At 73.6% G+C, this 23,080-nt stretch carries 23 protein-coding genes and 1 riboswitch; of the genes, 13 read left to right on the top strand and 10 right to left on the bottom strand.

Features of this window, described 5'->3' with window-relative positions:
- Positions 1-150: 150 nt before the first annotated feature.
- From H958_RS0110755 to H958_RS0110720, 8 genes are all read left to right on the top strand, one after another.
- Entirely contained in the window at positions 151-882 is a 732-nt protein-coding gene (locus H958_RS0110755; RefSeq protein ID WP_028058679.1) for a glycosyltransferase family 2 protein, read from the top strand.
- Entirely contained in the window at positions 879-2,600 is a 1,722-nt protein-coding gene (locus H958_RS0110750) for a glycosyltransferase family 39 protein (protein WP_028058678.1), read from the top strand. Before H958_RS0110755 ends, H958_RS0110750 begins: the two co-directional genes overlap by 4 nt.
- Complete coding sequence (locus tag H958_RS47480; RefSeq protein WP_028058677.1) at positions 2,600-3,292, top strand: response regulator transcription factor; 693 nt, start codon at positions 2,600-2,602, stop codon at positions 3,290-3,292. The genes H958_RS0110750 and H958_RS47480 overlap by 1 nt, the downstream gene beginning before the upstream one ends.
- Positions 3,289-4,626, top strand: a complete 1,338-nt coding sequence (locus tag H958_RS47475) for a sensor histidine kinase (RefSeq protein ID WP_051324087.1) — start codon at positions 3,289-3,291, stop codon at positions 4,624-4,626. Before H958_RS47480 ends, H958_RS47475 begins: the two co-directional genes overlap by 4 nt.
- A gap of 15 nt (positions 4,627-4,641) precedes the next feature.
- Positions 4,642-5,940, top strand: coding sequence for a cytochrome P450 (locus tag H958_RS0110735; protein WP_051324086.1), 1,299 nt, complete (start codon positions 4,642-4,644; stop codon positions 5,938-5,940).
- 9 nt (positions 5,941-5,949) lie between these two features.
- On the top strand, positions 5,950-6,774 hold the full coding sequence (locus H958_RS0110730; RefSeq protein ID WP_028058675.1) for an alpha-glutamyl/putrescinyl thymine pyrophosphorylase clade 3 protein: 825 nt from the start codon (positions 5,950-5,952) through the stop codon (positions 6,772-6,774).
- Positions 6,775-6,874: 100 nt separating this feature from the next.
- The gene (locus H958_RS0110725; RefSeq protein WP_028058674.1) at positions 6,875-8,284 is read left to right on the top strand and encodes a hypothetical protein; all 1,410 of its coding nucleotides are present in this window, start codon (positions 6,875-6,877) and stop codon (positions 8,282-8,284) included.
- Positions 8,285-8,294: 10 nt separating this feature from the next.
- Positions 8,295-9,875: a glycosyltransferase family 39 protein gene (locus H958_RS0110720; protein WP_028058673.1), complete on the top strand. Its 1,581-nt coding sequence runs from the start codon at positions 8,295-8,297 to the stop codon at positions 9,873-9,875.
- Here the strand turns inward: H958_RS0110720 and H958_RS43140 are convergent.
- Entirely contained in the window at positions 9,820-11,391 is a 1,572-nt protein-coding gene (locus H958_RS43140; RefSeq protein ID WP_051324085.1) for a HAMP domain-containing sensor histidine kinase, read from the bottom strand. The genes H958_RS0110720 and H958_RS43140 overlap by 56 nt on opposite strands.
- Complete coding sequence (locus H958_RS0110710; protein ID WP_028058672.1) at positions 11,388-12,086, bottom strand: response regulator transcription factor; 699 nt, start codon at positions 12,084-12,086, stop codon at positions 11,388-11,390. Before H958_RS0110710 ends, H958_RS43140 begins: the two co-directional genes overlap by 4 nt.
- 94 nt (positions 12,087-12,180) lie before the next feature.
- Between H958_RS0110710 and H958_RS36370 the strand changes: the two genes are divergently transcribed.
- The gene (locus H958_RS36370; protein WP_051324084.1) at positions 12,181-13,716 is read left to right on the top strand and encodes an NAD(P)/FAD-dependent oxidoreductase; all 1,536 of its coding nucleotides are present in this window, start codon (positions 12,181-12,183) and stop codon (positions 13,714-13,716) included.
- A gap of 151 nt (positions 13,717-13,867) precedes the next feature.
- Here H958_RS36370 and H958_RS36365 read toward each other — a convergent pair whose 3' ends face one another.
- The 3 genes from H958_RS36365 to H958_RS0110685 form a co-directional block, all read right to left on the bottom strand.
- Positions 13,868-15,295: a PQQ-dependent sugar dehydrogenase gene (locus tag H958_RS36365; RefSeq protein ID WP_051324083.1), complete on the bottom strand. Its 1,428-nt coding sequence runs from the start codon at positions 15,293-15,295 to the stop codon at positions 13,868-13,870.
- Positions 15,296-15,440: 145 nt separating this feature from the next.
- Positions 15,441-15,743: a rhodanese-like domain-containing protein gene (locus H958_RS0110690; protein WP_037409884.1), complete on the bottom strand. Its 303-nt coding sequence runs from the start codon at positions 15,741-15,743 to the stop codon at positions 15,441-15,443.
- Positions 15,743-16,246: a nitroreductase family protein gene (locus H958_RS0110685; RefSeq protein WP_028058671.1), complete on the bottom strand. Its 504-nt coding sequence runs from the start codon at positions 16,244-16,246 to the stop codon at positions 15,743-15,745. The genes H958_RS0110690 and H958_RS0110685 overlap by 1 nt, the downstream gene beginning before the upstream one ends.
- An 18-nt stretch (positions 16,247-16,264) precedes the next feature.
- Here H958_RS0110685 and H958_RS0110680 point away from each other — a divergent pair, with 18 nt between their 5' ends.
- Positions 16,265-17,527, top strand: coding sequence for a D-arabinono-1,4-lactone oxidase (locus H958_RS0110680; protein WP_028058670.1), 1,263 nt, complete (start codon positions 16,265-16,267; stop codon positions 17,525-17,527).
- A 5-nt stretch (positions 17,528-17,532) separates the two neighbouring features.
- Complete coding sequence (locus H958_RS36360; RefSeq protein WP_196807307.1) at positions 17,533-18,000, top strand: cupin domain-containing protein; 468 nt, start codon at positions 17,533-17,535, stop codon at positions 17,998-18,000.
- A 42-nt stretch (positions 18,001-18,042) separates the two neighbouring features.
- On the opposite strand, the gene H958_RS36355 is transcribed toward H958_RS36360, so the two are convergent.
- Both H958_RS36355 and H958_RS0110665 read right to left on the bottom strand, forming a co-directional pair.
- On the bottom strand, positions 18,043-18,396 hold the full coding sequence (locus H958_RS36355) for a cupin domain-containing protein (RefSeq protein WP_051324081.1): 354 nt from the start codon (positions 18,394-18,396) through the stop codon (positions 18,043-18,045).
- A 12-nt stretch (positions 18,397-18,408) separates the two neighbouring features.
- Positions 18,409-19,005: a TetR/AcrR family transcriptional regulator gene (locus H958_RS0110665; protein ID WP_028058669.1), complete on the bottom strand. Its 597-nt coding sequence runs from the start codon at positions 19,003-19,005 to the stop codon at positions 18,409-18,411.
- Positions 19,006-19,088: 83 nt separating this feature from the next.
- On the opposite strand from H958_RS0110665, the gene H958_RS0110660 reads away from it, so the two are divergent.
- The gene (locus tag H958_RS0110660) at positions 19,089-19,844 is read left to right on the top strand and encodes an SDR family NAD(P)-dependent oxidoreductase (RefSeq protein WP_028058668.1); all 756 of its coding nucleotides are present in this window, start codon (positions 19,089-19,091) and stop codon (positions 19,842-19,844) included.
- Positions 19,845-19,926: 82 nt separating this feature from the next.
- On the opposite strand, the gene H958_RS0110655 is transcribed toward H958_RS0110660, so the two are convergent.
- Together H958_RS0110655 and H958_RS0110650 are read right to left on the bottom strand one after the other, a co-directional pair.
- Positions 19,927-20,664, bottom strand: coding sequence for an SDR family NAD(P)-dependent oxidoreductase (locus tag H958_RS0110655; protein WP_028058667.1), 738 nt, complete (start codon positions 20,662-20,664; stop codon positions 19,927-19,929).
- Between the two features lie 37 nt (positions 20,665-20,701).
- Positions 20,702-21,796 carry an amino acid deaminase/aldolase gene (locus H958_RS0110650; RefSeq protein WP_407641141.1) on the bottom strand — a complete coding sequence of 365 codons (1,095 nt, stop codon included), beginning with the start codon at positions 21,794-21,796 and terminating at the stop codon, positions 20,702-20,704.
- A 101-nt stretch (positions 21,797-21,897) separates the two neighbouring features.
- Positions 21,898-22,071, top strand: a riboswitch (cyclic di-AMP (ydaO/yuaA leader).
- 118 nt (positions 22,072-22,189) lie between these two features.
- Here H958_RS0110650 and H958_RS43135 point away from each other — a divergent pair.
- Positions 22,190-22,846 carry a peptidoglycan-binding domain-containing protein gene (locus tag H958_RS43135; protein ID WP_051324080.1) on the top strand — a complete coding sequence of 219 codons (657 nt, stop codon included), beginning with the start codon at positions 22,190-22,192 and terminating at the stop codon, positions 22,844-22,846.
- 3 nt (positions 22,847-22,849) lie between these two features.
- On the opposite strand, the gene H958_RS0110640 is transcribed toward H958_RS43135, so the two are convergent.
- On the bottom strand, positions 22,850-23,074 hold the full coding sequence (locus H958_RS0110640; protein ID WP_037409883.1) for a DUF6458 family protein: 225 nt from the start codon (positions 23,072-23,074) through the stop codon (positions 22,850-22,852).
- Positions 23,075-23,080: the final 6 nt, after the last annotated feature.

Here is a 23,080-nt window from a genome sequence, read left to right as displayed (position 1 = left end):
AGCGCCTGCCCGCGAGCTCACCCGCGATTGCGCGCCTGGCACGGGCGTCGGCGAACTCGCCCAAGAATCGCGCTCTGGGCGATGCGGCGCTAACGCGATCCTCATAGCCGGGCAACGGCGGGCAAAGCGCGCAGGGGCAGCCTCGAGAGCATGACCGCAACGCTCGCCGCTCCGCCCGCCACCGCGCTCGCGGGCGTCTCCATCGTCCTCCCGTGCCACAACGAGGCGCCGAACCTCGCCGCCGCGGTTCGCATGGCGTCCGAGGCGGGCCGGCGCCACGCGCTCGTGCACGAGGTGATCGTCGTCGACGACGGCAGCCGGGACCGCACGCTCGAGATTGCCACGGCGCTCGCGGCCGCGGATCCGTCTGTCCACGTCGTCGTGCATCCCTGCAACCGCGGATACGGCGCCGCGCTGCGGTCGGGCATCGCCGCGGCGCGGCAGCCGTGGATCCTGCTGACGGACACCGACCTGCAGTTCGACCTCGCCGAGCTGGAGCGGTTCGTCCCGCTGGCGAGCGACCACGACGCGATCGTCGGCTATCGCATCGACCGCCAGGATCCGTACGGCCGGATCGTCGCCGCGGCCGTCTGGAACCAGCTGGTCCACCGCACCTTCAAGCTGCCCGTGCGCGACGTCGACTGCGCCTTCAAGCTGATCCGCCGCAGCCTCCTGCATGGGCTGCCGCTGGAGTCCGAGGGGGCGACGATCTCGACCGAGCTGCTCGTCCAGCTCCTCGGTCGCGACGCGCGCCTGGCCGAGCTCGGCGTCCACCACCGCCCGCGCACGGCCGGGCGCCAGAGCGGCACGAGCCCGCGCGTGGTGGCGCGCGCCGTGCGCGAGCTGCTGGCGCTGCGCCGCCGGCTGGAGCCGCTGACTTGACGCGCGTCGTCTCCGTCCGGCCGGTCGCCGCGGCACTCCCCGCCGTCGCCGCGATCGCCGGCGGGACGGCGGTGGCCGCGGGAGCGCTCGCCCTGCGGCTCACCGACCTCTCGCGCGTCCGCCCCGACCCGTTCTACGACGCCGCCGTGCGCAGCATGGGGACGTCGTGGCACGACTTCCTCTTCGGCGCGCTCGAGCCCGGCGGGAGCGTGGCGATCGACAAGCCGGCACCCGCGCTGTGGCCCCAGGTCGTCGCGACCAAGCTGCTCGGCTTCAGCACGGCGTCGCTGCTGGTGCCCGAGGCGCTCGCCGGCGCGGCGAGCGTGGGTCTCGTGTACGTGCTGGGGCGGATGCTGTGGCGGCCGGCGGCCGGCCTGGCCGCCGCGGCGGCGCTCGCGGTGCTTCCGGTCGCGGTGCTGACGGCGCGCAGCGACACGATGGACGCGCTCGCCACGGCGCTCACGCTGCTGGCCGCGGTGCTGCTCGTGCGCAGCGGCAGCCGCGGCGGGAAGTGGGCACTGGCGGGAGCCGGCGCGGCGATCGGGCTCGCGTTCAACGTGAAGCTGTTCCAGGCGCTCGTGCCCGTGCCGGCGCTGGCGCTCCTCTACGTCGCCGCGAGCTCGTTACCGATCGGCGAGCGGCTCTCGCGGCTCGCGCTGACGGCGTCGGTCGCGCTGGCGGTGGGGCTGAGCTGGCTCGCGGTGGTGACCACCGCGCCCGGGCGCGAGCAGCCGTTCGCGTTCGGCTCCGGCAACGGCAGCGCGCTGAGCGCGGCGTTCGGCTACGACGGCATCGACCGGCTCGATCCCGCCATGCGCCCGGCTCACCACGCCGCAGCAGCGGTCGCGCAGGCGCCCGGCCCGCCGGGCGCCGGGCGGCTGGTCGGCGCCGGCGGCCACCTCGGCGCCCTGCTCGGCACCGAGCTCGTGCCCGCTCTGATCCTCGGCGGCGTCGCGGCCATCGCACTGACGGTCGCGGTCGCCGGCCGATGGCGCGCGGCAGCGCGCGCGCGCGAAGACGCGCCCGCCGGCGACGCGGCGACCCTCGCGCCGCCGGGTCGCCTCGCGCTCGCCGGCGCGCTCGGCGTCGGCGCCTGGCTGCTGACGGGCTTCGGGCTCTTCTCATTCCTCCACGGCCTCCAGACCCGCTACCTCGACGCGCTCGCGCCCGCCGTCGCGCTCGCGCTCGGAGGCGGGATCGTGGCCCTCGGCCGCTGGGCGCGGATGCCCGGCTGGGCGATGGCCTGCGCCGTCGCCGCCGTGCTCGCGGTGCCCGCCGCGCACGCGCTCGCCGTCGTCGACGACGCAAGCTCGGACTCCGGTCACCTCGGGCAGCTGCCCGCATCCACCGTCGACCGGCTCTCCGCCTTCCTGCAGCGCCATACCAAGGGCGAGCGCTACGAGGTCGCGACCGCGACCGCGGTCAAGGCGGCACCGCTGATCGCCAAGGACGCCCGTCCGGTGCTGATGCTCGGCACGCGCGCCGGCCACCCGTTGACGCCGCTGCGGCGTCTGATCGCCGACGTCCGCCACCGCGAGGTCGCGTACGTCCTGGTGGCGGGGCGCTGCGGGCCGCACAGCGCGCTCGGCCCCGGCGGCTGCGGGCGGGCGGCGCGCTGGGCGAAGGTCCACGGCCGCAACCTCTCCGCCCGGGTGGGCGTGCCGCTGTATGCGGTTCATGCACCGCTCAGGACACGCCGGTACCCCAGGAGAGGATGATGCCCGACCGCCCGCTCTCGATCCTGATCGTCGACGACGAGTCCACGCTGCGCGAGGCGCTGACGCGGTCCTTCCGGCGCGAGGGCCACGACACGCTCGCCGTGCCCGACGGCCGCGCCGCGATCGATCGTGCGAGCACCGGGACGTTCGACGTCGTGCTGCTCGACGCGGCGCTCGGCTCCGGCCCCGACGGCTTCCAGGTCTGCCGCACCCTGCGCGAGCGCCGCAACACCGTCCCGATCATCATGCTGACCGCGCTCGACACCGAGGCCGACACGGTGCTCGGGCTGGAGGCGGGCGCCGACGACTACGTCGCCAAGCCGGTCGGCCTCGCCGAGCTGCGCAGCCGCATCCGCGCGGTGGTGCGCCGCGCCGGCCCGCGCGCCGAGCACGACGTGCTGCGCACCGGCCGGCTCGAGCTCGACCGCGGGGCGCGCGAGCTGCGCCGCGACGGCGTGCCGGTGCAGCTGACCTTCAGCGAGTTCGAGGTGATGGCGGCCCTGATGTCCTCGCCGGGCCGGCTCTTCAACCGGCAGGAGCTGATGCGCGCGATCTGGGGCGACTCCGCCTATCGCGACCCCCGCGGCATCGACGTCCACGTGCGCCACCTGCGCGAGAAGCTGGAGGCGCGGCCGGACCGGCCGGAGCTGATCCTCACGGTGCGGGGAGCGGGATACCGGCTCGCGCCGTGAGGCTGCGCGCCCGGCTCGTCCTCGCCCTGTTCGCGACCGCCGCCGCGTCGCTCGCGGTGGCGGCGGTGACGCTGCTGCCGCCGCTTCAGGCGCGCCTGCGCGCCGACGCGGCGCGCACGTTGCAGCTGCACGGCGAGGCGGCCCGGCCGGAGTTCGCGCACGGCCACCCGCGCGTCGCCAGGGTGGTGCACGACCTCGCGCGGACCTCGGGCGCGGAGGTGATCCTGATCTCCCACCGCGGCGTGGTGCAGAACACCGATCCCGACGACACGGTCGGGCTCGCCGACGCCCGTCGCGTGCTGATCTCCCGCCACAGCGAGCACGAGGTCTCGGGCGACGTGGCCAGCGCCGCGGTCCCGGTGCGCGTCGGCGGCCGCACGTACGCGGTCGCGCTGCGCAAGCGCCTCGGCGACGTCGAGCGGACGGTCGCGGTCGTGGAGGCGGCGTTCGCGGCGGCGGCGGGCGCCGGCCTGCTGCTCGCGCTCGCCGGCGGCCTGCTGCTGAGCGGGCGCATGCTGCGGCGGGTGAACGCGCTGCGCGACGCGGTCAGCGACGACGCGCCGGTGCAGCCGGATGCCCACCGCGACGAGATCGGCGAGCTCGCGCGGGCGTTCGCGGCGCTCCAGACCAGGGTCGCGTCGCAGGAGACGGCGCGCCGGACGTTCGTGGCGACCGCCTCGCACGAGCTGCGGACGCCGCTCGCATCGCTGCAGACCCTGCTCGAGCTCGTCTCCGAGGAGGCCGGCGACGACGAGCCCGACATGGACGCGGTGCGCGCCGACATCGACTCCGCGCTGACGCAGGCACGCCGCCTGGGCGGGCTCGCGCACGGCCTGCTCGACCTGTCGCGCCTGGACGCCGAGATCACGCCGCGCAGCGAGCCGATCGAGCTCGGCGAGCTGGTGCGCGCCGTCGCCGCCGAGTTCCGCCCGTCGCCGGCGATCGACGCCGAGCGCTGCTGGGCGCTCGGCGATCCCGACGGCGTCGCGCGGATCGTGCGCCTGCTCGTCGACAACGCCTACCGCCACGGCGGCGGCGTCGTCGAGGTCCGCACCGAGCGCCGCAGCGGCGTCGTCGTGGTGCGCGTGCTCGACGGCGGGCCGGGCGTGCCGGACGAGGAGCGCGACGCGATCTTCGAGCGCTTCCGCCGCGGCGAGGCGAGCGCCTCGCCGGGCTTCGGGCTCGGGCTCGCGATCGGGCGCGAGCTGGCGCGGCGCATGGGCGGCGAGCTGGCGCTCGAGGACGGGCCGGGCGGCCGCTTCGCGCTCGCGCTGCCGGCCGCGCCCGCCGACGTCGAGGCCCAGCAGGCCGCGGAGCCGATGCGCGCGCTGTGACGTAGCGTTCACCCGGTGCTCCCACCCGGCCCGCGTGAACCGGCGGCGCTGCAGACCGTCGAGTGGATCCTCCGCCCGACCGCGCTGCTGCGGCGGGCGCAGGCGCGGTACGGGGAGCCGTTCACGATCCGAACCGCGTGGTCTGACGCGCCGATGGTGCTGGTCTCCGACCCCGCCGAGATCAAGCGCGTCTACGCGGCCTCGCCGGACATGCTGCAGGGAGGCGAGAGCGCGGCGTTCCTCGAGCCGTTCACGGGCCCCAGCTCGATCCTGGTCCTGCACGGCGAGGAGCATCTGCGCCGGCGCCGGCAGGTGCTGCCGCCGTTCCACGGCGACGCGCTGCGGCGCTGGAGCGCGACGATGGCGGAGATCGCGCACGCGGAGCTCGACACGTGGGAGCCGGGTCGGCCGCTGCGCGCCCGCGAGCGGATGCAGCGGCTCACGCTCGAGGTGATCCAGCGCGTCGTCTTCGGCAGCCGCGACGAGGAGCTGCGCGACGCGCTGCGCAGGGCGCTCGACATGACCAACTCGACGCCGAAGCTGGTCGGGATGTCGCTGACCGGCCCGACGAAGGCGTTCATGCGCGCGGTCGCGCAGATCGACGAGCTGCTCCTGGCGCGGATCGCCGAGGCCCGCCGGAGACAGGGTTTCGCCGTCCGCAACGCCTTCGGTGGCCTCGACTCTCCGGTCGACCCGCAGGGGCGCGCCTCCAGCGCCGTTACGTGCATCCTCGATCTGCTCGCCGCCGCCGAGCCGTCCGACCGCGTGCTGCGCGATCAGCTCGTGACGCTGCTCGCCGCCGGGCACGAGACGACGGCGACCGCGCTCGCGTGGGCGCTCGAGCGGCTCGCGCGCCACCCGGAGGCGCTCGCCCGCTGTCGCGACGACGACGCGTACGTCGACGCGACGGCCAAGGAGGTCCTGCGCGTGCGCCCCGTGCTCTCGATCACGTCGCGACGCGTGCTGCAGCCGTGGACGGTCGGCGGCTACACGCTCCCGCCCGGCGTGTACGTGAGCCCGTGCCTGTACCTCGCGCACCGCCGCCCGGAGCTGTGGCCGGACCCGACCGGCTTCCGGCCGGAGCGCTTCCTCGACGGCGCGCCGGAGCCCTACAGCTGGGTCCCGTTCGGCGGCGGGACGCGCCGCTGCCTGGGCGCCGCGTTCGCGAGCCTGGAGCTGCGCGAGGTGCTGCGGGCGGTCGCGTCGCGGTTTGCGCTGCGGCCCGATCGGGCGGCCGGAGAGCGGATGCGGCGGCGCTCCGTCACGCTCGCCCCCGCGCGGGGAGCGGTTGTGATTCCGAACCCGCTAGCGTGATCGCCAGCCATGCCGGGCATGTTCTGCCGCCACAACCGCCTTACGAGCAAGTGCCCGATCTGCTCGCGAGAGCTGGATGAGAAACTGCGCAAGCAGGCTCCTGCGCGCACCACGCGGCCGCGCACGACCTCGAGCAGCGGCGGCCGCACGCGCCGCGCCACCGCCGCGCGGTCCGGCGGCGTCGTCACACGCAAGCTCGCCCGCGCCGCCGACGACGGCTACCGCAACCCGCTCGTCCCGGGCCTGCGGGCGACCGCGGACGCCGAGCGTCTCGCCGTCGCGCTGACCCAGGCCGCCGAACGGCTGGAGCCGCCGGGCCCGTACGAGGACGTCGCGACCGAGCCGGACATCGAGAAGGCGACGTTCGCGGCCTTCCTACACGCGCTGGGCGACGGGAATCACCAGCGCACCGTCGACGCCTACCAGGCGTGGGTCGAGCGCGCCGGCTCCCAGCAGGCGGCCTTCATGGGCGAGGAGAGCTGGACGCCCGAGCGCCGCTTCGCGCGCGTGTTCGAGCGCCTCGCGCTGCCCGGTTTCACGCGCGGCGCCCGCTACGACCTGCTGGCCGTGCTCGGCGCCGCCGGGCGCTATCCGCTGACCGCCGATGCGATGCACTTCGTCGAGGACGACGCCGCGACGCTGGCCGCCAAGCGCGCGCTCGTGTCCGGCGACCGGCTGCTGCTCGAGCGGCGCGCGCAGGAGCTCGCCGACGCCGCCGGACTGCCGATCGCCGCGCTCGATCGCGGGCTCGCCGCGTGGGGCACGCCGGGCGAGCACGTGGACCTCTCCGCCGGCGTCGACTCCGGCGTCGCCGCCGCGCTCGGCATCCGGTAGCGCCCGCGCCGGGGCGACCGGCGAGTCCGGATGAGCCATTAAGCACCATGAGCGGGTACGGGTGCTACGCCTTGCGCCCGTCTAGATTCGCCTGTCGACCGTGCGCGTGACCTCGTATCCGACGCTGCTCCCTCGTGCGCTGCCCGCGCCCGGAGCCCCCACGGCGGCGGCCGCCGTGCGGCCGTGGCGCGCGCTGCTGCTCGCCTGCCTCGCGCTGGCAACGCTCTCGCTGCTGCTCCCGTCGGTGCCGACGTATGACCCGTGGGCGTGGATCATCTGGGGCCGCGAGGTGCTGCACGGCGACCTGGTGACCACGACGGGGCCGTCGTGGAAGCCGCTGCCGGTGATCTTCACCACGCCGTTCTCGCTGCTCGGCGACCACGGCGCCCCGCTCGCCTGGCTGGCGATCGCGCGCGCGGGCGGCATCCTCGCGTTCGCGATGGCCTATCGGCTCGGCGCGCGGCTCGCGGGTCCGGTCGCCGGCGTGATCGCGGCGGCCGCGCTGTTCCTCGCCGACGACTTCATCTTCAACTTCGCGCGCGGCAACTCCGAGGGCATCCTCGTCGCGGTCTGCCTCTGGGCGCTCGAGCGCCACCTCGACGGGCGCCACAAGGACGCGTTCGCGCTCGGCCTCGCCGCCGCGCTGCTGCGGCCGGAGGTGTGGCCGTTCATCGCGCTCTACGGCCTCTACGTGCTCTACCGCGACCGCGGGCCGCGTACGCTCGCGCTCGTCGTGGGCGGGGGCGTCGGCCTCGGGCTGCTGTGGTTCGTCCCCGAGTACCTCGGATCGGGCGACTTCCTGCGCGCCGCGACGCGCGCCCGCCAGCCGAACCCCGACTCGGCGGCGTTCGCCGCGCACCCGTTCCTGGAGGTCTTCGGCCGCTCGGCGTCGGTGCTGACGCCGCCGGTCTACCTCGGCGGCGCGATCGCCGTGATCGGGGCGCTGCGGTCGCGCGATCGGCTGTTTCTCACGATGGCGGCGATCGGCAGCGTGCTGATGGTCTCCGTCGCGCTGATGACGCAGTTCGGCTTCGCCGGCAACCTGCGCTACGTCGCGCTCCCCGCCGCGCTCGTCTGCGTGCTCGCCGGCGCCGGCTGGGTCGGCGCCGTCCGGCTCGCCCACCGGCGCTTCGGCATCGTCGCGGCCGGCGCGCTCGTGCTCGCGGCCGCCGCGTTCGCGTACCCGTTCGTGAGCGAGGACGTCGGCGAGCTGCGCGCCGGGGCGCAGACGGTCAAGGACGAGGCCGACCTGTACGGCTCGGTGCCCGACGCGATCGCGGCCGGCGGCGGACCGGCGAAGCTGAAGGCGTGCGGGACCGTGTATACGGGGGCATTCCAGACGCAGACCGTCGCCTGGTACATGCACCTGCACGAGATGCGGACCGAGATCTTCGCCTATCCGCCCGGCACGACGATCACGCCGTCGTTCACGTCCCTGTCCCACGATCCGCGCTTCCCGGAGAAGGCGCGCACCGCGCGCTGGGTCATCGGGTCGTCGTGCCCGGGGTAAGCTGAGGCGCATGGCCACCTACGCCTCGCGTCCGGCGTGGAGGCTGCGTGCGAGGGCGCTCGGCGACCCGCGTGTCGTGGTCCCGGCGGGCCTCGGGGTGCTCGTCGCCGTCTCGCTGCTCATCCGCACGCGCGAGATCTCGATCGGCTTCTGGATCGACGAGGGAATCTCGGCGGGCATCGCGGATCGCTCGCTCGGCGCGATCCCGCACGCGCTTCGCGAGGATGGCGCGCCGCCGCTGTACTACATGCTGCTGCACTTCTGGCTCGCCGTCGCCGGCGATTCCGAGGCGGGCGTGCGCTCGCTCTCGCTGGCGTTCGCGCTGCTCGCGATCCCGGCGTCGTGGTGGGCGGGGCGGGCGATCTGGGGCAGCCCGCGCGCGGCATGGATCGCGGCGGTGCTCGCCGCCTTCAACCCGTTCCTGAGCCAGTACGCCCAGGAGGCGCGGATGTACTCGCTGATCGCCCTGCTGGCGATCCCGGTGGCGACCTGCTTCCTGCGCGCGTACGTGCTCGACGAGGACGGCGACCGAAGACCGTGGATCGCCGGCTTCGCGCTCTCGCTCGCCGCGTCGCTGTACACGCACAACTGGGCGATCTTCCTCACGCTGTCGTGCCTGGTCTCCTACGGGCTCCTGCTCCTGCTCGGCGACCGTCGCCGCGAGCTCGTGCGCGACGGCCTGCTCGGCTTCGGCGGCGCGTTCGTCCTCTACCTGCCGTGGATCCCCACGACGCTCTACCAGGCGGCCCACACGGGCGCGCCGTGGTCGGACGCTCCGGCGCTGGACGCGCTGCTCGGCGTGCCCGGCCAGCTGCTCGGGCGGATCCCGCAGATCGTGCTCCTGATCTGCGCGGGCGCCGGCCTGCTCGCGCTGTGGCAGCGCCGCGAGCCGGGCGAGCGGCTGTCGCCGAGGGCGCGCGCGGTCGCCGTGCTGGCGATCCTGAGCGTGCTGACGATCGTGCTCGCCTGGCTGATGTCGCAGGTCTCGCCGGCGTGGGCGAACCGCTACTTCGCGATCGCGCTGCCGCCGTTCATCCTGCTCGCCGCGGGCGGCCTCGCCGGCGCCGGGCGGCTCGGCCTCGTCGGCCTGCTGCTCGTGGTCGTGATGTGGGCGCAGGACGCCGCGCCGGTGGAGAAGAGCAACGTGCGCGCGGTCGCGCACGCGATCGGCCCGAGCCTGGCGCCCGGCGACCTCGTGATCTCGACGCAGCCCGAGACCGTCCCGGTGCTGCACTACTACCTGCCGCGGGGGCTCAAGTACGCGACCCTGACGGGGCCGCTGTCGGACGTCGGCGTGTGGGACTGGCGCGACGGCGTCACGCGGCTGGACGCGACGACGCCCTCGAAGGACCTCAAGCCGCTGCTCGACGCGCTGCCGGTCGGCCATCGCGTGGCGCTGGTGGAGCCGATCACATGGGCGCTGAACCGCTGGAACGCGCCGTGGACGAAGCTGGTGCGGATCCGCTCCAAGGAGTGGTCGCAGTACCTGAGCAACTTCGCGAATCTCGAGGTGACGGCGATCCAGCCGCCGGAGTTCACGCCGCCGCGGCCGAATCCGGTGCAGGCGACGGTGCTGGTGAAGACCCGGTAGTCGCGGGCAGCGCGAGCTGGAAGCAGGCGCCCGCGTCGGAGTCCTCCAGCAGCAGCGTGCCGCCCATGCGCTCGGCGAGCTCGCGCCCGATCGCGAGGCCGAGGCCGAAGCCGCTCTCGGCGCCCGCCGCGCGACCGCGGTGGAAGCGCTCGAAGATGCGCTCGCGCTCCTCCTCCGGCACCCCGGGACCGCGGTCGGCGACCTCGACGACGACGCGGTTGCCCAGCCGCTCGGTGACGATCACGATCGGCTCGCCCTCGGGCGCGTAGCGCAGCGCGTTGTCGATCAGGATGCGCACGACCCGCGCGCACGCCGCCGGATCCGCCTTCGCCCAGCACGGCTCGGGCGGCGGGACGACCTCGATCGGCACCTGGACCTCGGCCGCGCGCAGCGCGAACTCGGCGCCGACGGCGCGCGCCAGCTCGCCCAGCTCGACCGGCTCGGAGCGCAGCTGCACGGCGGCGTCGAGGCGCGAGAGATCCAGCAGCTCGCTCGCGAGCGCGGACAGTCGCCGCAGCTCGCGCCGCGCGTTGGCGACCTGCTCCTGCGCGTCATCGAGGTCGAAGTCGCCCTGCAGGTCCTCGTCGAGCAGCTCCATCGTGCCCTGCAGCATCGTCAGCGGCGTGCGCAGCTCGTGCGAGGCGGTGGCGACGAACGAACGCCGCGCCGCCTCCTGCCGGCGCAGCTCCTCCTGCATCCGTGCGAGCGCCCGCGCGAGGTCGCCGACCTCGTCGCGGCCGTCGTCGCGCGGCGAGGGCGCCTCCGGGCCTTCGCGGGTGATCCGAAGCGCGGCACGGCCCAGCCGGCCGAGGCGGCGCGTCAGCGTGCCCGAGAGCGCGAGGCCGAGCCCAATCGCGACCGCGAGCCCGATCGCCGCGGCGGCGATCAGCGCGTTGCGCACCAGCCCGACGACGCTCGTGACCTCGGTCAGCCGGCGCTGGGCGACGACGACGCCGGCGAACTTCTCGCCGCTCGCGTACAGCGGCTCGGCAACGAGCAGGTCGTCGCCGTCGAAGGAGACGACCTGCGTGCTCTGGTTGGACGCCTGCACCGCCACGCGCATCGCGTCGCTCGTGCTGTCGCTGCCGCTGTCGTCGTAGAGGAAGTCGGGGGCCTCTCCCGAGAGCGACGTGAGCGTCGGCGCGAGCACGAGCACGCGTGCGTCGGTGCGTTGGCGGACCTCGCTGGCCGGCGCGTACAGCTTGCTGTAGGCCTCCTGAAGGTGCGCCGCGCGAGCCCCGTCGATCGCCTGGCGCCTCTCGTTTGCGGTCAGCGGCCTGCCGTGCTTGTCCTTCTCCGGGATCTTGAGCTTCTCGACGGTCGCGCTCATCGCGCTCTCGAAGCCCGTGACCGCGTCCTCGACGGCGCTCACCTGGTTGTCCACGCTCTGCTGGCGCAGGCGCTCGCGCAACGGGCTCAGCGTGACCGCCGCGGCCACCGCCAGCGTGACGGCGCTCGTGGCCACGAGGGCCAGCAGCAGCCGCCCTCGCAGGCCCCGGAGCGCGCGCGGGATCATGCCTCTCGGAAGCGATAGCCCTGACCGGGGACGGTCAGGATGAGGCTCGGCTCTTCCGGGCGGGCCTCGAGCTTCTCGCGCAGGTGCCGGATGTGGACGTCGATCGCGCGCGGGTCGCGGTACGCCGAGTCACCCCAGATCGCGCGCAGGAGCTCCTGGCGGTTGAACGCGTAGCCGGGTCGCGACATCAGGCAGGCGAGCAGCTCGAACTCGCTGAACGTCAGCTTGACCGGCTCGCCCTCGACGGTGACGCGGCGCAGGTCGCGGTCGAGCACCACCGGGCCGACGCGCAGCGCGCCCTCGACCACGCGGCCCTGGGCGCGGCGCAGCACGGCGCGGATGCGCGAGCGCAGCTCGGCGAGCCCGAACGGCTTGGTGACGTAGTCGTCGGCGCCCGCCTCCAGGCCCTGGACGGCGTCGGCCTCGGAGTCGAGCGCGGTCAGCATGATGATCGGCACGACGTCGCGGCGGGAGCGCAGCATGCGCGCGACGTCGTAGCCCGTCGGGCCGGCGCCGAGCGCGACGTCGAGCAGCACGACGTCGAACGCCCGCTCGGACGCGGCGCTCAGCGCGGTGTCGCCGTCCGGGACCGCCGTCACCCGGTGGCCCTCCCGTTCGAAGGAGCGGGTGAGCATCTCGCGAAGCGGACGGTCGTCGTCGACGAGCAGGATGTCCAGTGCGGTGGCCGCCTGCACCGGCTTGAGGTTAGAGCCCGGTCGCGAGTTAGGGGCTGTTAGCGGGGTTTAGCAAGGCGCGGGAATCGCCGGTGAAGCGGGCAAGGTGAGAGCCATGTCCACCGTTGACTACACGCCGGCCGACGCGCCTCGTCGGTTCCGGCCCGAGAAGCCGGTCGCTGTCCTCGGCGGCGGCCCCGCCGGTCTCACGGCCGGATACCTGCTTGCGAAGGAGGGGCGTCCCGTCATCGTGTTCGAGGCGGAGGACCAGGTCGGAGGCATCGCGAAGACCGAGGTTCGCGACGGCTTCCGCTTCGACCTGGGCGGCCACCGCTTCTTCACCAAGTCCAAGGAGGTCGACGACCTCTGGCACGAGGTGATGAAGGAGGAGTTCCTCCGGCGCCCGCGGATGTCGCGCATCTACTGGAACGGCAAGTTCCTCGACTATCCGCTCAACGGCACCGACGTGATCAAGAAGCTGGGCCCGATCGAGCTCATGCGCTGCATGGCGTCCTACCTGTGGGCGGCCGTCAAGCCCAAGGGCCGTGAGGACAACCTCGAGCAGTGGGTCTCCAACCGCTTCGGCAAGCGGCTCTATCAGCACTTCTTCAAGACCTACAGCGAGAAGGTGTGGGGCACGCCCTGCACCGAGATCCGCGCCGAGTGGGCCGCCCAGCGCATCAAGGGCCTGTCGTTCTTCTCGGCCGCCAAGGCGGCCTTCATGGGCAACAAGGGCAACAAGATCAAGTCGCTGATCAACGAGTTCCACTACCCGCGCTTCGGCCCGGGGCAGATGTGGGAGACGATGGCCGACGAGATCATCGCCAACGGCGGCGAGGTCCGGCTCAACACGCCGGTCACCAAGCTCGAGGTCCGCGACGGCCGCGTGATCGCGATCGAGGCCGGCGGCGAGCGCATCGAGCCCTCCCAGGTCATCTCCTCGCTGCCGCTGCGCGCGACCGTCGGCATGTCCGGCGCCGCCGCGACGGGCGCCGTGCAGGCCGCCGCGCAAGGCCTGCGCTACCGCGACTTCCTCACGATCTCGCTCGTGATCGACGGCGAGGACCTGTTCCCGGACAACTGGATCTACATCCACGAGCCCGGCGTCCGCGTCGGCCGGATCCAGAACTTCCGCTCCTGGAGCCCGTGGATGGTGCCCGATCAGTCCAAGGCGTCGATCGGCATGGAGTACTTCTGCTTCAAGGGCGACGACCTGTGGGAGTCCGACGACGACGACCTCGTCGAGCTCGCCAAGCGCGAGATCGAGCAGCTGGGCCTGGCCAAGGCCGAGAAGGTCGAGCGCGGCTACGTCACCCGCGTCCCGAAGGCGTACCCGATGTACGACGCCGACTACGGCGAGCGCGTCGAGGTCATCAAGGAGTGGCTCGCGGGGCTCTCGAACCTGCAGCAGGTCGGCCGCAACGGCCTGCACCGCTACAACAACTCCGATCACTCGATGCTGACGGCCATGCGCGCGGTGGAGAACATCACGCAGGGCGCCGACCACGATCTGTGGGCCGTCAACGCCGACTCCGCCTACCACGAGGAGCACCAGGAGCCGGAGCAGCCCTACAAGCGCGTTCCGAGCACCGTCTACGAGCGCGAGCCGCTGCACGCGGCGGCCGAGACGGCGGAGGAGGCGGCCGCCTGACCGCGCCTCGACGTATGTCCGATTGGCCTTTCTCCGGTGTGATGCCACTCTGGATCGCACGCTTCGGAGGGCGTCTCGGACCTCACGGAGGAGGTTGGCGGAAGGATCTGCAGGACGGGCCGCGTGGTGCGCACCACGCGGCCCGCGTCCGTTAACGGCGGATTATCGCGGCCCGGCTGAACGTCCCGCGGTTGCCGGCCGCGTCGGTCGTGCGCACGCGAAGCTCGACGCGCAGCGTCCGGTGGCGGCGCAGCGCACGGCGGACGGCGCGCTGCCCGCGGGCGGTGAGGCGCAGGGTGAGCGTCGCCCGGCGCGAGGCGCTCAGCCGCCGCGTCGTGCTCTTGAACGACGCGACGCCCCTGACGCGCGCCGACGCGGTCGCGCTGCAGGCCTCGTTCGCGCGCAGCGCCACCGTCAGGCGGTGGCGGCGCCGGACGCTGTTGAGCCCGGTCACGCGCGCGGAGAGCTTGCAGGCGGCGGTGTCGGCCGCGCCGCCGGGCGGGGAGGCGGCGCTCCGCGGGCACGCCGAGAGCGCGCCGTCCGTCATCCGGTAGACCGGCCCGTTGAGCGAGACGGCGAGGATCCGCCCGCAGGCGTCCTGGCCGAACGAGCTCAGCCCGCCGACCGAGAGGCCGACGGGAGCGTCGGAGGCCGCGTTGGACAGGTCGACCGAGCGCAGCGGCGCGTTGCAGTAGTCGCCGTAGAGGTAGCGGCCGTTGAGCGTGGGGAGGCCGGGATCGCGCACCACGTAGCCGCCGACGACCGAGCAGAAGCCGTTCGCGTGCGTCTGCTCGAGGAACGGCGCCGCGGACGGAGGGCCGGGGCAGCCGAAGGCGCTCGGGTTGTCGCGCGTGCCCTCCTTGCACGGCCAGCCGTAGTTGCCCGCCAGGCCCACGTCGATCTCCTCGATCTGGCCCTCGCCGACGTCGCCGATCACGAGCTGCCCGGTGGCGCGGTCGAAGCTGAACCGCCACGGGTTGCGCAGGCCGCGGCTGACGACGGTCGCGCCGCCCTGAGCGGTGTCGATCGTCAGCAGCTTGCCCAGCAGCGAGCCCGGGTCCTGGCTGTGGTGGAACTGGTCGTTCCCGCCGCCGCCGTCGCCGGTGCCCGCGTAGAGCTTGCCGTCGGGGCCGAACTGGAGCTGCCCGCCGTTGTGGTTGGGGGCCTCGGCGTGGGGGATGGCCACCAGGGTGCGCCCGGTCGACGGGTCCGCGACGTACGGATTGCCCGCCGAGCGGCGGTACTCGCGGATCTGCAGCTCGCCGGCCGGCTGAGCGGTCAGGTAGACGTAGAAGCGGCCGCTCGTCGCGTAGTCGGGCGCGAAGGCGATCGAGAGCAGCCCGCGCTCGGTGTCGGTCGACAGCGTGTCTGCCGTGAGGTCGAGGAACGGGGCGTCCTGGCCGGCGATGCGGACGACGCCCGGCTTCTCGGTGACGTAGACGCGGCCGCCGTCGTCAGGGGCGGACGTCGCGTAGGTCGGCTGGTTGAAGTCGCCGAGCTTGCTCAGCTCGGGCGCGGCGCTCGCCGGTGCGGCGAAGGCGAAGGTGAGGACGAGCGCGACCGTCAGTGCTCGGGCCATCCTCCGGACGCTACCGCCCGCTCCCCCGGCGCGCGTCAGCTGCGGGTCTTGCCCTCGCCGAGCGCCGCCACCTGCTCGGCGTCGAGCACGACGGCCGCGGCGGGGCCGCGCGGCTGGAGCCGCGTCGTGAAGCGCAGCTCGCGCATCAGTGGTCGGCGACCTCGCCGTCGAAGGGCAGGCCGCGCGCCTGCCACGCGAGCACGCCGCCGGCCAGCGAGTACGCCTCGTAGCCCGCGCGGCGGAACGCGTTGGCCGCCATCGTCGAGCGCCCGCCGACGCGGCAGACGAACACGACGGGCGAGTCGCGGTCGATCGTCTCGGCCTGCTGCGCGACGTCCGCGAGCTCGACGTGACGCGAGCCGGGGATGCGGCCGGCGTCCCACTCGTAGGCCTCCCGCACGTCGATGAGCTGGGCGCCGTCCGGGATCTGGCCGGGCTCGACGTCCATCACCAGCCGCCCTTGTGGACGACGTCCTCGAACGGACGGCGGTTGATCCGCTTGAGCGGCTTCACCGGCCGGTCGGCGGGATAGCCGAAGTCGATCAGGTACGCGGCCTCGCGGTCCTCCGGCAGCCCGAGCACCTCGCGCGCGAGCTCCTGGTCGGCGACCGCGGAGTGCCCCGAGCCGATCCCGAGGTCGGCGGCGGCGATCATCATCGCCATCGCGGCGTGGCCGAGATCGAAGAACGCGGTGCTGCCCGCGCCCGGCGGCAGGATGAGCGCGACGGTCGCGGCCGAGCCGGCGACGTGCGCGCCCGAGCGCCACACCTTCGAGAGGCGCCCGAGCTGCTCGCGGTCGGTCACGACGACGAAGTCCCACGGCTGGCCGTTGCGCGACGACGGCGCGCGGCGGCCGGCCTCGAGGATCCGGTCGAGCGCCTCGTCGGGGATGGCGCGGTCCTCGAACTCGCGGACGTTGCGCCGGGCGGTGATCGCGTCCCAGGTGTCCATCCCGGCAAACTCTAGGCGGTGACGTGGGTGAACTGGTCGGGCTCGCAGCGCTGCGACCCCGCGCGGATGCTTGCGCCGCGGACGCGGCAGGAGGTCGCGGCAGCGGTCGTCGAGGGCCCGGCGCCGGTGCGCGTGGCGGGCGCCGGGCACTCGTTCAGCGGCGGCGCGGCGACCGCGGGGACGCTGCTCTCGCTCGACGCGCTCGACCGCGTGCTGGACGTCTCGGGCGAGCTGGTGCGCGTGGAGGCGGGCATCCGCCTGCACGCGCTCTCCCGCGAGCTGCTGCTGCGCGGGCTCGCGATGCCCAACCTCGGCGATATCGACGTGCAGTCGCTTGCCGGCGCGCTGTCGACCGGCACGCATGGGACCGGCGCGCGGCTGCCGATCCTGTCCGCGCAGGTGGAGTCGGTCGAGCTCGTGCTCGCCGACGGCTCCGAGCGGGCGATCGGCGGCGGCGAGGAGCTCGCCGCCGCGCGCGTGTCGCTGGGCGCGCTCGGCGTGATCGTCGCGGTGACGCTGCGCTGCGTGCCCGCGTTCCGCCTGCACGGGGTGGACGCGCCGCAGCCGCTCGAGGAGATCCTGGACGGGCTCGGCGAGCGCGCGGACGCGCACGACCACTTCGAGTTCTGGACGTTCCCGCACTCGGACGTCGCACTGACCCGGATCAACGATCGCACCGACGCTCCGCCGTCGCGGCCGGGGCGCGTGCGGGCATACGCGAGCGATGTCCTGATGGACAACCACGCCCTCTACGCGGTCAGCCGGGCGGCGCGGGCGTTCCCGCGCGCGATCCCGGCGCTCAACCGGTTCGCCTCTTCGGCCGCCTCGCGGCGCGAGCGCGTCGACTGGTCGCACGCGGTCTTCGCCTCGCCGCGGCTGGTGCGCTTCGAGGAGATGGAGTACTCGGTCCCGCGCGAGCGCGCCGCGGAGGCGGTGCGCGCGGTCAAGGCGATCCTCGAGCGCCACCCGGTCTCGTTCCCGATCGAGCTGCGGTTCGTGCGCGGCGACGACGTCCTGCTCTCGCCGGCGTCAGGCCGGGACAGCGCCTACCTGGCGATCCACCTGTTCGAGGGCATGCCGTACGAGGCGCCGTTCCGCGAGGTCGAGGCGCTGCTGTCCTCGGCGTTCGAGGGGCGCCCGCACTGGGGCAAGCGCTCCTTCCTCTCGGCGGACGAGCTCGCGCCGCGCTACGCGGGGTGGGACGCCTTCCAGCGCGTGCGCGCGCAGCTCGACCCGCACGGGCGCTTCGCCAACGCGTGGACGCGCCACGTGCTGGGATGACGCCCATGCGCGTCTTCAACATCAACGAGCCGCAGTTCGAGTACGACGCTTCCGACCCCGAGCCCTACAGCGCCGGCATGGACCGCTTCGGCCCGAAGATCGGCGCGAGCCAGCTCGGCGGGTCGGTCTACGAGCTGCCGCCGGGGCAGAGCGTGTGCCCGTACCACTACGAGTACGCCGAGGAGGAGTGGCTGCTCGTGCTCACGGGCGTCGCGACCGTCCGCGACCCGGAAGGCACGCGCGAGCTGCGCGAAGGCGATCTCGTCTGCTTCACGACCGGGCCCGAGGGCGCGCACAAGGTCACCAATTCGAGCGACGAGACGATCCGCGTCCTGATGATCTCGACCGTCAAGTGGCCCGCCGTGACCGTCTATCCCGACAGCGACAAGATCGGCGCGTTCGCGGCTCCCGGCGGCGAGCGCATCCTCGTCCGCCGCAGCGACAACCGCGACTACTACGACGGCGAGGTCTAGGTGGCACGCGCCGCGGGACTCGTGCGCGCCGCCTGAGCCTGCTCACCCGGGCAGGCCGATGCGGCGGTCGAAGCCCGCCGGGGCGTGGATGTTCAGCATCCGGACGGGGATCTCGCCGTCGTTGCGGAAGCCGTGGAGCGCGCCGGGAGGCGCGAGCACGAACGTGCCCGGGGGCGCCGTCGCCGTCGAGCCTTCGAAGACGAACGTCAGCTCGCCCTCGAGGATGTAGAACGCGTCGTCCTCCTCGGCGTGCGTGTGCGGCTCGAGCACCCGGCCCGGGACGATCTCGATGATGCCGAAGGTGAACCGGGGCGTGTCGGCCGTCCGCGCGAGGAACTCGACGTTGCCGTGGTGGTGGCCCTGGCCGGGCGGGATGACGATCGGCTCTGCGCCCATCGGCGCATGCTCTCAGGCGTGGCTGCGCAATGCGGCGAGGGCGCCGTCGAGCGCCGCCTCGAGCGGGGCGACGGACTGCATCATGTGCATCAGCAGCAGCCCGCCGTGAAGGGAGGCGAACGTCGATAGCGCGAGCTGCTCCGCGTCGGCATCCGCGCGGATCAGGCCCGCCGACTGCATCCGCCGGACGCCCGCCTCGAGCTGCCCGCGCCACTCGTCCATGTGGACGGCGACGTCGGTCGCCAGCTCCCGGTCGGTGGCCACGAGCTCGCTCACGAGCGCGCCGATCGGGCAGCCCCAGTGCGGCTGGGATCCGTAGTGGGCGACGACCGCGTCGCGCCAGCCCTGCCAGGCCGCCCAGCTATCGAGCGTGGAGAGGAACGGCTCCTGGGCCGCGAGCACGCGCGAGCTCTGAAACGACGCGATCGCGCCGACCAGCTCGCCCTTGCCGCCGGGGAAGTAGTGGAAGAGCTGGCTCTTGCTCGTCGCCGTGCCGGCGCGGATGTCGTCCAGGCTCGTGCCGCCGACGCCGCGGGCGAGGATCAGGTCGGCCGCCGCTTCGACGATCCGGGCTCGCGTGGCGGCGCCCTTTCGGGTGAGCGTGGACATGGATCCAGCCTAGCGCTCTGGACCGACCGGTCCAACGTGTGCTATCCATTCTGGACCGCACAGTCCACCGCACGAGGAACTCCATGCGACTCGAAGGCAAGACGGCGCTCGTCACCGGCGCCACCAGCAACATCGGCCGCGCGATCGCGGTCGCGTTCGGCGCCGAGGGCGCGCACGTGGCCGTCGGCGGCCGCGACGCGGCGCGCGGCGCCGAGGTCGTGGAGGAGATCCGCGCCGCCGGCGGCCGGGCCGACTTCGTCGGGGTCCCGCAGGACGGCTCGGCCAAGGCGGCGCGCGAGCTCGCCGACGCGGCGAGCCGGGTGCTCGGCGGCCACATCGACGTGCTCGTCAACAACGCCGGGATCTACCCCGGCTCGACCACGGCGACGACCGACGAGGCGACCTTCGACGAGGTCTATGCCGTCAACGTCAAGGCGCCGTTCTTCTTGACCGCCGCGATCGCGCCTCGGATGGCCGAGCGCGGCGGCGGGTCGATCGTCAACCTCGGCTCCTGGATCGCCCGGCTCGGCATCCCGGTCGGCTCGCTCTACAGCTCGACCAAGGGCGCGATGGAGACCCTGACCCGCGCCTGGGCCGCCGAGTACGGCGCGGACGGCGTCCGCGTCAACGCGATCTCGCCCGGCGTCGTGCACGCCCCGAGCCCGGAAGCGCTCCCCGGCGACGCGATGATGCGCGGCACCCCGGCGGGCACGCACGGCACGCCCGACGCGATCGCCTACGCCGCCGTCTATCTCGCCGGCGACGAGTCCGCGTTCGTGCAGGGCACCGTGATCGACGTCGACGGCGGGCGCATCGGCGTGGCCGTCATCGCGGCGTGAGCGCGTCGCGCGGCGGCGCACGCACCGTGCCGTAGGCAACGTAGGGGCTCCACGCGACCGATGCCCATCCGATCCACGACTCCTAGTCGTCGATCAGCGCCCCGCAGCTGACGTTGATGGTCGCCGCCGTCATCGTCCGCCCCCAGTCGGACGCCGCGAAGACCGCGGCGTTCCCGATGTCCTCGAGCGTGGCGCAGCGGCCCAGCATCGTCATGTCCTCGAGGCTCTTCGTCAGCTGCTCGGCGCCCGCGAAGCTCGCCGGGATGCACTCGGGCACGCCGCCGGTGCGCAGCGTGACGACGCGCACGCCGTACGCCCCGAGCTCCATCGAGAGCTGGCGGCGCATCGACTCGAGCGCCTCGAACGCGACCTGGAGGCCGCCGAGGCTGTAGCCGCGCAGCGGCAGCCCCGAGCCCCCGAAGAGCAGGATCGTGCCGCCGTCGCCGTGGCGCTTGATGTGCCGGGCGGCGGCGCGCATGGTGAGGAAGTTCGTGCGGACCGCGGTGTCGACGGGGCGCAGGTAGTCCTCGACGTCCATCTCGTCCATCGGCGTGCCCTGCACGTCGCCGTGGTTGATCACGTTGACGGAGATGTCGATCCGCTCCAGCGCGTCCGCGTGCGCGTCGACCGACCGCGGATCGAGCGCGTCGACCACGGCGGCGCCGGCGGCGCCGATCTCCGACGCGACGGCTTCCAGCTTGGACAGCGTGCGCCCGGCGAGGTGCACCCGCGCCCCCTCGCGTGCGAACGCCCGCGCGAACGCGCCGCCGATGGCCCCGCCGCCGCCATAGACCACCGCATGCTTGTTCTCGAGCAACATGCAGATGAAGACTTCCAGCCGCGCGGGAAATGAGCGCTCAGAGGAACGTCTTGCCCTCGCCGCGGTACGTCGGGACGGTGCCGACGATCTCGCCCCTTCGGATCAGGTGCACCTCGGGGAAACGCTCCGACAGCTCACCGGCCTTGGCGTGCCGGAACCAGACGCGGTCGCCGACGCGCAGGGCGCCGGCGCCGTGCAGCGGCGTCTGGACCTCGCCCGCGCCCTCGGACCGGTCGAGCTTCAGGCCGGGCGGGGCGACCGGCCGCGGCAGCCGGTCGCGCCCCGCGGGCCCCGACGCGGGGTAGCCGCCGCCGAGCACGGTGGCGACGCCCGCCGACGGCACGCGCACGACGGGGAGCGCGAACAGTGCCGCGGGCCGCGGGGAGAACGCGCGGTAGGCGTCGAACAGCGTCGGGCCGAAGAGGCCCGAGCCCGCCGCGACCTCGGTCACCGCCGGCTCGGCCGCGGTGCGCTCGATCGAGCCCGTCCCGCCGCCGTTGACGAACCGCAGCGGCGCTACCTCGCGCACCGCCTCGACGATCGCCGCCCGCCGCGTGGCGAGCTCCCGCGCGGACAGCGCCTGCATCCCGCGCACCGCGAGCGCCAGCAGCGGCTTGCCGGGCGGCCGGTCGCCGACGCCGGCGATCTGCCCCTCGTAGGCCATCAGCCCGTCGAGCACGAACCCGCGCGCGACGATCTCTCGCGCGAGGGCCGCCGCCTGCTGCGGCGTGCGCACCGGCGAGCGCTTCGCGCCGATTCGCAGGCGCCCGCCGAGCGCCCGGAACCCCGCGTCGACGTCCAGGCACACGCGCGCCGGCGGCTCGATCAGATCGAGCTGCTCAGCGCAGTCGACCATCACCGTTATGCGTTCCTGCAGGCCTTCCTCAGAAAGCTGGCGCAGTGCCGCTCGATCGACCGTGGGGTAGCCGACGACCAGGTCCGAGGCGCCGGAGCGCGCGAGCCACAGCGCCTCGGGCAGGGTGAAGCACAACATCCCGCGAAAACCGCCGCATAGCGCCTGATCAGCCAATTCGCGTACGCGCAGGGACTTCGAAGCGAGCCGCAGAGGCACGCCATTCGCCCGCCGCATCAGATCCGCCAGATTCGCGTCGAACGCATCCAGATCGACCACCGCGAACGGCGGATCCAGCGAATTCAAGGCCCGTGAGTCGAGGATCACCTGAAAGCGGGACGCTATCCGCTGAGGCGTTCGCTAGAGTGCGCGCCTCGAAACGGGACATAACGCCGAATCCCTTCCCGGCCGGGGGGTCGTGAAGGGAACGGGGGAACCAAGGTTGAGGCAGGAGGTCACTGCCTCGGGGGCGAATCGCCGCAGTATGCGGTGTAGCGCGACGCTTTCCGCGCGAGCCCGACAGCTAACTCCGTAGGCGGTCAGAAAGAGGAGATCGTCTTGTCACGCCGTCGCACGCTCGTTGCGGGCTTGCTCGTATGCGGAGTCACGTTACCCGTGGCTTCGGCCAATGCTGCACGTATAAGCCTCGGAGACCGCAATCTGAGGCAGGGGATGCACGGGACCGACGTCCGCGTCCTGCAGGACTTCCTGACCAAGGTCGGCGTCAAGACGACGGTCGACGGCCAGTTCGGTCCGACCACGACGCGCCGGGTGCGCAGCTGGGAGCGCAAGTCCTCGCTGAAGGTCGACGGGCGGGTCACCCGTCAGGAGGCCGCGATCCTTCGCGGCCAGGTCAGCTCCGGCGGCGGCGCCCTGCAGGGCACCGGCGGCGTCCAGCCGAAGGCGGCCGCGGGCGAGAAGGCGACGCTCGGCGGCGACGGCCTGGCGGTCGCCCCCGCCTCCGCGCCGCCCGAGGTCCAGCAGGTCATCGCCGCCGCGAACGCGATCGTCGGCAAGCCCTACCGCTACGGCGGCGGGCACGGCAACTGGGAGGACTCGGGCTACGACTGCTCGGGCTCCGAGTCCTATGCACTGCACGGCGCGAACCTGATCGACCGCCCGATGGACTCGACCGAGTTCATGTCCTTCGGCGATGCCGGCCAGGGCACCTGGATCACGAGCTACGCCAACTCCGGCCATTCGTACCTCGTCGTCGCGGGCCTGCGCTTCGACACCGGCTGGAACGACAGCAACAGCAGCGGCCCCAAGTGGAGCGCGGAGATGCGGCCGTCGGACGGCTACACCGTCCGGCACCCCGAAGGGCTGTAGCGGTTAGTAGTAGTCGCGACGCGCGACGGGGCGCTCGTCCACGACGGTCGTGCCCCGTCGCCCTCGCCAGCTGGCGAGGAAGAACAGCGAGATCACGAGCCCGATCACGCCGATCACCATCAGGATGACTCCGACGGTGGCGATCGAGATGCCCGAGATGCTGGCGTTGACCGCGAAGTAGAGGATCGCGCCGACGGCGATCAGGAAGAGTGAGGTTCCGGTTTCCACGGGATC

The sequence above is a fragment of the Candidatus Solirubrobacter pratensis genome, assembly GCF_000425945.1.
In the GTDB taxonomy this organism is placed as follows: Bacteria; Actinomycetota; Thermoleophilia; order Solirubrobacterales; family Solirubrobacteraceae; genus Solirubrobacter; species Solirubrobacter pratensis.
The sequence above is the reverse complement of the archived record's forward strand: the minus strand, read 5'-3'. Positions and strand labels throughout refer to the sequence as shown.